The 6950-nt window shown below is 45.0% G+C and carries 4 protein-coding genes; 2 read left to right on the forward strand and 2 right to left on the reverse strand.

The window, feature by feature from the left end:
- Positions 1 to 10 precede the first annotated feature (10 nt).
- The gene (locus tag BM265_RS14640; RefSeq protein WP_074962702.1) at positions 11 to 511 is read right to left on the reverse strand and encodes a PHD finger domain-containing protein; all 501 of its coding nucleotides are present in this window, start codon (positions 509 to 511) and stop codon (positions 11 to 13) included.
- Between the two features lie 2 nt (positions 512 to 513).
- Positions 514 to 987, reverse strand: a complete 474-nt coding sequence (gene smpB / locus BM265_RS14645) for an SsrA-binding protein SmpB (RefSeq protein ID WP_074830224.1) — start codon at positions 985 to 987, stop codon at positions 514 to 516.
- A gap of 641 nt (positions 988 to 1628) precedes the next feature.
- On the opposite strand from smpB, the gene BM265_RS14650 reads away from it, so the two are divergent.
- Both BM265_RS14650 and BM265_RS20150 read left to right on the forward strand, forming a co-directional pair.
- Positions 1629 to 2060 (forward strand): hypothetical protein, encoded by a 432-nt coding sequence (locus BM265_RS14650; RefSeq protein ID WP_074962703.1) that lies wholly within the window; start codon positions 1629 to 1631, stop codon positions 2058 to 2060.
- Between the two features lie 406 nt (positions 2061 to 2466).
- On the forward strand, positions 2467 to 6950 hold a 4484-nt coding region (locus tag BM265_RS20150), incomplete at its 3' end, for an MSCRAMM family protein (RefSeq protein WP_207646989.1).

Raw genomic sequence — 6950 nt, forward strand, 5'->3', positions numbered from 1 at the left:
TTTTGATTTGTTATTTGCTGACATCTTCGGTGAGTTCTGCGCACCCGCGACACAGCCAGCTGCCGTCGGGGTGTTTTTCAACTGCCCAGTAGGCGTTGTGATACTTGCCTTTGTCGGCTTCGCTGACATTACTGCCGTAGCCTGTATACATGGTCGCACCCAGATATATCCACTCGCCGCTGTTTTCGTTCTTCTTCAGCTCGTTGAATTCATCGAAGTATGAAAGCTGCATAAGGTACGCACCGTTATAGGTATACCATTCGTCCTCATAAAGCTCTTGCGTGGCTTTGACAGCTGACATGATATCCTTATGGCTATGTAGTTTTGAGCCGCCTATGGAAATAACCGTATTCGGCTTTTTCCACGGTGTTGCACCGATATCTTTGTACAATTTCATCATAGTGCCCTGTGTGAAAGAGAGTACCACCATGATGATGAAAAACACGCCCAGCAGCGAAACTATCGTCACAGGAAAAGCATACTCGATGCCGATCTTTTTCTTTGATGCCATTATCAGTAATTCTGTCTGTCCTTGAGTGCTCGCTCGATCTCGCGGTCAGCGGCTTTTTTAGCCATATCGTCACGCTTATCGTGGAGTTTTTTACCCTTGCACAGACCCAGCGCCAGCTTTACCCTGCTGCCTTTGAAATACAGCGAAAGCGGTATAAGTGCCAGACCCTCCTGCTGTACCTGTCCGAAGAGCCTCATGATCTCCCTTTTATGAAGCAGAAGTTTACGTACTCGTCTTGGGTCTTTGTTGAATATATTGCCCTGTTCATAGGGGCTTATATGCATACCCTTGACCCACATCTCGCCGTCGTCCACGCTGCACCAGCTGTCTTTGAGGTTAACGCCGCCCTTGCGGATGGACTTCACCTCAGTGCCCACCAGTTCGATGCCGCACTCGATGGTCTCCAGTATAAAGTAGTCGTGCCGCGCCTTGCGGTTATCGGCTATCTGCTTTGTGCCTTTTTTATCGATCGCCACAGGCGTGACCTCCCTTGTTTTACTGACATAGAATAGTATAGCACATATTATCTGTTTTGTCAAAGGGTTGAATATATATTTTTCTGCGAACAATGTCGGATAGTGTTAAACCCCTGGGCGATGGGTGTTTTAATCAGCTGTCAGCAACAAATCACACGTTTTAAAAACTTATCGAATTATATCAAGTGCTGTAAGGAAAAGTCTAAATGTTAACAGATTATTATTGTTAACAATTAACTAAAATGAGACTTGTTAAAAATATAACATAAAATATGTCTTTGTTTATATTTATTAACATATAATCGATTTGACGATACTTACAATTCGGATGGGCGATGTTCACAATTTTGCGGTTTCATAAATTTCAATATATTAAGCTAATTACACGTCGTGAACAATTATATCACAAAAAGCAACAGAAAATAACAAATATCTGGCGAAATTGTAGTTGTATTAAACATGATGCACAAAGACCTATCGGTGGCCATTAGATAAGTTATGTAAAATAAATCTTGAAAACCTTTGTGAAGTGTGCTATAATAAGTTCAAGATTTAAACGGAGTTTTAAATTACTCAATTTGCATTAACAAAACGCACACCATCAATCAATTATTACAATTTTTACAGAAAGGAAGATCGTTATGGCAGCCATGTTTATTTTCACGATACTGATGAACCTCTTTGCGTGGGCAGCATTCGCTGTGACCGACATAGTATTTGGCTCGTATTCATTCGTTAACATGATCGTATTGGCAGAATGGTTTGTGATGCCTATGGCTGCTTCTGCGATATATCGCGCTGTAACGTCGCGCAATGGTAACGGCGAGCAGCACGATAAGGCAATGTATATGCTGATGTGGTTCGTGGTATCCACAGGTATATCCGGTCTGGTATGCAGGATAAGAGAAATGACCGTATGGCTTGATGCTTCCAAGTTCAACAGCTTTGATTATCCCGCATTTGCATCGTTCTTTGTTCTCGGTTTTATCGTATATTCACTGGCTTACGATATTATTGGCTTCTTTGTTGACGGCGGTGCACACAAGGCGGCAGGAGTGTCTGCACGTCATTGAGCTCGTATACTTATTTATTGGTATAAATTCTTGGAGATATGCCAACACCTATTTCCCGATAAAACGTCCGCAGAATGCGGGCGTTTTATTTTTTGTATGGACTGCTTATTTTTTGGATAAATTATTTGATTTTTTTGGCGCTCAAAATATGAAAATGCCTTGACAGTTGTGAGAGATTTGTGTATAATAAATGTATATGCAATGGGTAAAAATAAGATGGATAAGAAGTTTTTACTTATTTGTAAAATTCCGTGTGCCGTTTTTGGGAAAGTTCGGTGCATGGATAATGTTCTGTATGCAGGTGTGATGTTCTTGCAGGCGGCTGGTTAGACTGTTTCGTCGTAAAAATGCGCACATCAGACGTGCATGCAGAAAGGTCAAATACTACTACGAAAGGAAAAAAGCAATGAAAAAGACATTTGGCAAACGTTTCATCAGCGGCATGACATCTGCTGCACTTGCTGCGTCTTTCGTTTTTGGTGCATTTCCCGGAGTTTCATCTGTGCTTATGACATCTTCGGCAGAAGCTGTCACAGGTTTTGAACGCGACAATACTGACAACAGTCTGTCGGCGCAGAACACAAATGCTAAGATAAACTTCAAAAGCGCATCAGGCGAGAGCGTAAGTGTCACAACATCGGATAACACCTATTATCTCCTTGTTCATGCACAGGGTAAGGATTCCGATCTGTTTGGCGTTACATTCAAGTATTTTGAAGAAGGCGAGTCAAAAGATGCATATGATCTTATCGAGATCAATGCCGAAGGCACGGACTGGACTTCACCCGCTTTTTCGCTTTGGCAGACACGTGTCAGTGCTGCAGAACTGTGGGGCAGCTGGACTGAGAGGGAGATAGTTCCCGATATCGTCACTATGGACGGTACATTCCTGAAAAACTCAGACCCGAGCAAGGATCTTACTCTTTCAGACGCCATCGGAGGTAGAAACTGCACTGTTGTTGACAATATCGATGGCATGGAGCTCAACGATGCAGGATACAGCGGCTACAGTTCTTACGGAGGAACATTCTACTTTGATGCTGTAGGCGGAAAGATCTCTCCTGCAAAGTACAGCGTTGAACTCAGCTTTGACGCACCTACGACCATCACCGAAGATGACAATATCTATCTGTTTATCGAATCAGATACTTCATCTACTGATTACAAGTATGTTCTTGAAAAACTCACCGTTAACGGCGAGAGAAGCAAGAATATCGATATAACCGACTGGTATGACAGCAACGGTAATTCTCCCGAGGGCGGCGAGTATTATGACGGTTCTGCTACCAAGGTGACACTGCTGAGATCTTCTGTCAGCGACCTTTCCATAAACAATGCTGTTAACCGCAGCAACTGCGGCGAGATCGCAAACGGCGGATTCTTCAACGGCAGCAGCGTCAAGTACGGCAGACAGACTAAGGTCGATGCCGATATACCCGAATATACCGAGCATATCAGCTTTACAAAGGCTTCATCGGTAACGGGCTATAATTTCCGCTCCATACTGGGCGAGGGTCTGTACTACGGTATGGTCATCGACAGATTTGAGCAGGGCAACCACACCGAGTCCAACTACGCTGTAAACTTCTACGAGGGCAATGGTCAGCCTAACACCCCTGATATCAGCGGCAAGTTCGGCGGACATTTCTACTTTGCTGAATTCGTTCATTTCAACGATGAGATAAACGATTATGCTGAAACCTCAGATTATGTGAATTTCGATTCCAAGGATTTCAGTATCGATCCCGACGGTCAGTTCTTTATCGATAATACCGCCGCTTGCTGCGAAGATGGAGCAGTTCTCCACTTTGACAGTGAGGATCGCATGAAAGAGACCATGGACAGAGACGGTATCGCTAGGAAGTTCGAGGACAAAACGACTATAAACGGCGTTATCGATCCTATCCTCAAGAATATGCAGGCTGTTTCAAATGAGCTGGCAGGTCTGCCTGTAAATGCTGCACCTACTATCATGGGCGGCAAAGCTTATATCAGCGGTGCGGGCTACGACGATGATGCGATACTCGTTATCGACGGCGACGCTATCGCTCCTTACATCGCAGAGAGCGGTAAGGTACATATTGAGCTCAAGGGCGATCAGATGGTGATATTCAACTTTGACGAAGTCACCGAAGCACGTATTGACGAGTTCAATATCAGACGTATAGGTGACGCTGATTATCAGCTGTCCACCACTCCTTCCAACGAGAATACTCTGGAACACGGCAAGAACTACTGGCTGGACCAGAACGCTACCAGAAATATCGTATGGAACCTGAAGTCTGTAAAGGCTCTGGATATCAACAAGGCAACAGGTATATTCCTGATACCCGATGAAGATTCCGTTACCCGTATCAAGGGTACAAGCTCAGGCTGGCTGGAATCTGCAGGCTATGTCAACAACCCCGATGGTGAGTGGCACTTCCTGTACACTGACCTGCCCAGAAATACTACCGTAGTTTCTGTAGATAAGAAGGATATCACAGGACAAGAAGAGGTAGAGGGCGCTCAGCTGAAATTGTATACCGCTGACGGCGAAAAGATGTTCTCATGGGAATCCGACGGTACCACACACAAATTCAGACTTGCTCCCGGCGATTATGTCCTCGAAGAGACAGGCGATGAATTTGAGGATGACGGAGTTATCTACAAGGTAATTCCTTCCAAGGTAACATTTACCGTTGTTGCTGATGCTGACGAAACTTCCTATGACTGCACCATAGAGAATGTCAGGGGCGTTGAGAGCAGTATCGATGAAGATTCAGATACAGGCTACTGCCTCTACAACGGCAACGCAAAGAAGTTCACTGTATGTGACGCTGAAGCAGTTGATACGACCAAGATCATCATCAACAAGTATGATCTGACAGGTCAGAAAGAGGTCGCTAATGCGAAGCTCAAGCTTACAGGTACAGACAGCAGAGGAAATGCAGTCAGCGAGACCTGGACATCCAGATCAGGCAAGAACTGGGAAGTTGCACTTGCTGACGGCGAATACACACTTGAAGAAACAGGTACATCTTTCACTGATACTGACGGTACAGTATATGAGATCATACCTTCCGCACTGACATTCAGTATAGTTGAAGGCAAGATCAGATCTGCAGCTTCTGCAGATGCAGCAGTAGTTTCTCTCAACAGAACTTCTGATGATGGCTACTATGCAGTAGGCGAAGATGCAGCTTCAGGCAGCACACTTATCAAGGTATGCGATGCTCAGAAGATCGGTACCACCGATGTTACACTGAGAAAGACCGATATTACCGGCGAGAACGAAGTACGTTTTGCTAAGCTCGAAATATTTGACGAGGAAGGCAACTCGGTAGACAGCTGGATATCCGACGGTACTGAGCACGTTATCGAAGGTCTTGTAAACGGCACTTATACTCTTACAGAGGAAGCTGCAGACGAGAAGAAGATCATCGATGATTACGGCAACGAGTACGATGTTGTAAAGTCTACAGTTACTTTCACTGTTAATAACGGCAAGCTGACAGCAGTTAAGGAAAACCGCGCAGATGCTGTGACAACTCCCAAGACAGGCGCTACCGAGAGCTATGTTATGGCAGACAAGAGCAATAACATAATCACTGTATGCGATGCTATCAAGGACGCTGTGATCAAGAGAGACGTGACCATCAACAAGACCGATATCACAGGCGAGAAAGAGGTCAAGGGCGCTCAGCTGGATCTGAGAGTCAAGGGTCTCGAAGATGATCAGATCAACGCTATCATCAACGCTAACGCAAATAATAATACACTTAATAACTGGGAAACATACATGGATGCCAAGTATTTCGTTATGACTTGGGTATCCGGCGAAGAGGCAGCACAGATCAACGGTCTTGTTCCAGGTACTTACACACTTACCGAAACAGGCGATGCTTTTGTATATGACGGCGTTACCTATGAAGTAATGGATTCCGAGGTAATATTCATCATCGACGATAACGGAAACATCAGCTTTGATACTGTTCCCGCTCCCAGTGATGAGAGAAATCCCGAGAATTCAAGCGAAGGATATGCTAAGGCAAACGGAAACACGATCACTATCTGTGATGCTTCAAGAAGCGATATCACAGTATCCAAGAAGGATATCACTGCTTCTGAAGAAGTAGTAGGCGCTCACCTTGTTATCAAGGACCGCGCTGGCGAAGTGATCGAAGAATGGGATTCCAACGGCAGAGACCATATCGTAAAGGGTCTGACAAACGGAACCTACATCCTGACTGAAACAGCAGTTGATTCTGCTAAGGCAGGCGCTGAGTACGAGATCATTCCTTCAAACGTTACATTCACTGTAAATAACGGAAAGATCACCGATGTTTACAGCAGCGTTCTGGCAGACTCTTCCGACAACAACTTTGATGAGGGTTACGTTCTCTGCGACGAGGACAGCAACACCATCACCGTATGCGATGCTAAGAAGAAGACCACCAAGGTAACTATCACAAAGACTGATATCACAGGCACAGCCGAGATCACAGGCGCTGTACTGACTATCAAGGATTCTACAGGCAAGAACGTAACAGGCACTCCCTGGACTTCTGGCAGAAACGGCAAGGAGCTTGAAGTTGAGCTGATAGACGGTACTTACACTCTGACTGAGACAGGTACAAACATCGTTGACGAAAACGGCAACGAGTACGACGTTATCGACAGCACTCTCACCTTTAAGGTAGAGAACGGCAAGGTAACTGAGGTTACTAACGAAACAAACAATAACAACGGCGAAGGCTTCTATGAAGTTGACAGCGATACCAATACCATCACTGTTAACGACGCACAGAAGAAGACAAAGGTAACTATCAACAAGTTTGATATCACAGGTTCCGAAGAACTCGAAGGTGCAGTTCTGACAATCAAGGACAGCACAGGCAAGACCATTGG

The organism is Hominimerdicola alba (genome assembly GCF_900112155.1).
GTDB classification, from domain to species: domain Bacteria; phylum Bacillota; class Clostridia; order Oscillospirales; family Ruminococcaceae; genus Hominimerdicola; species Hominimerdicola alba_D.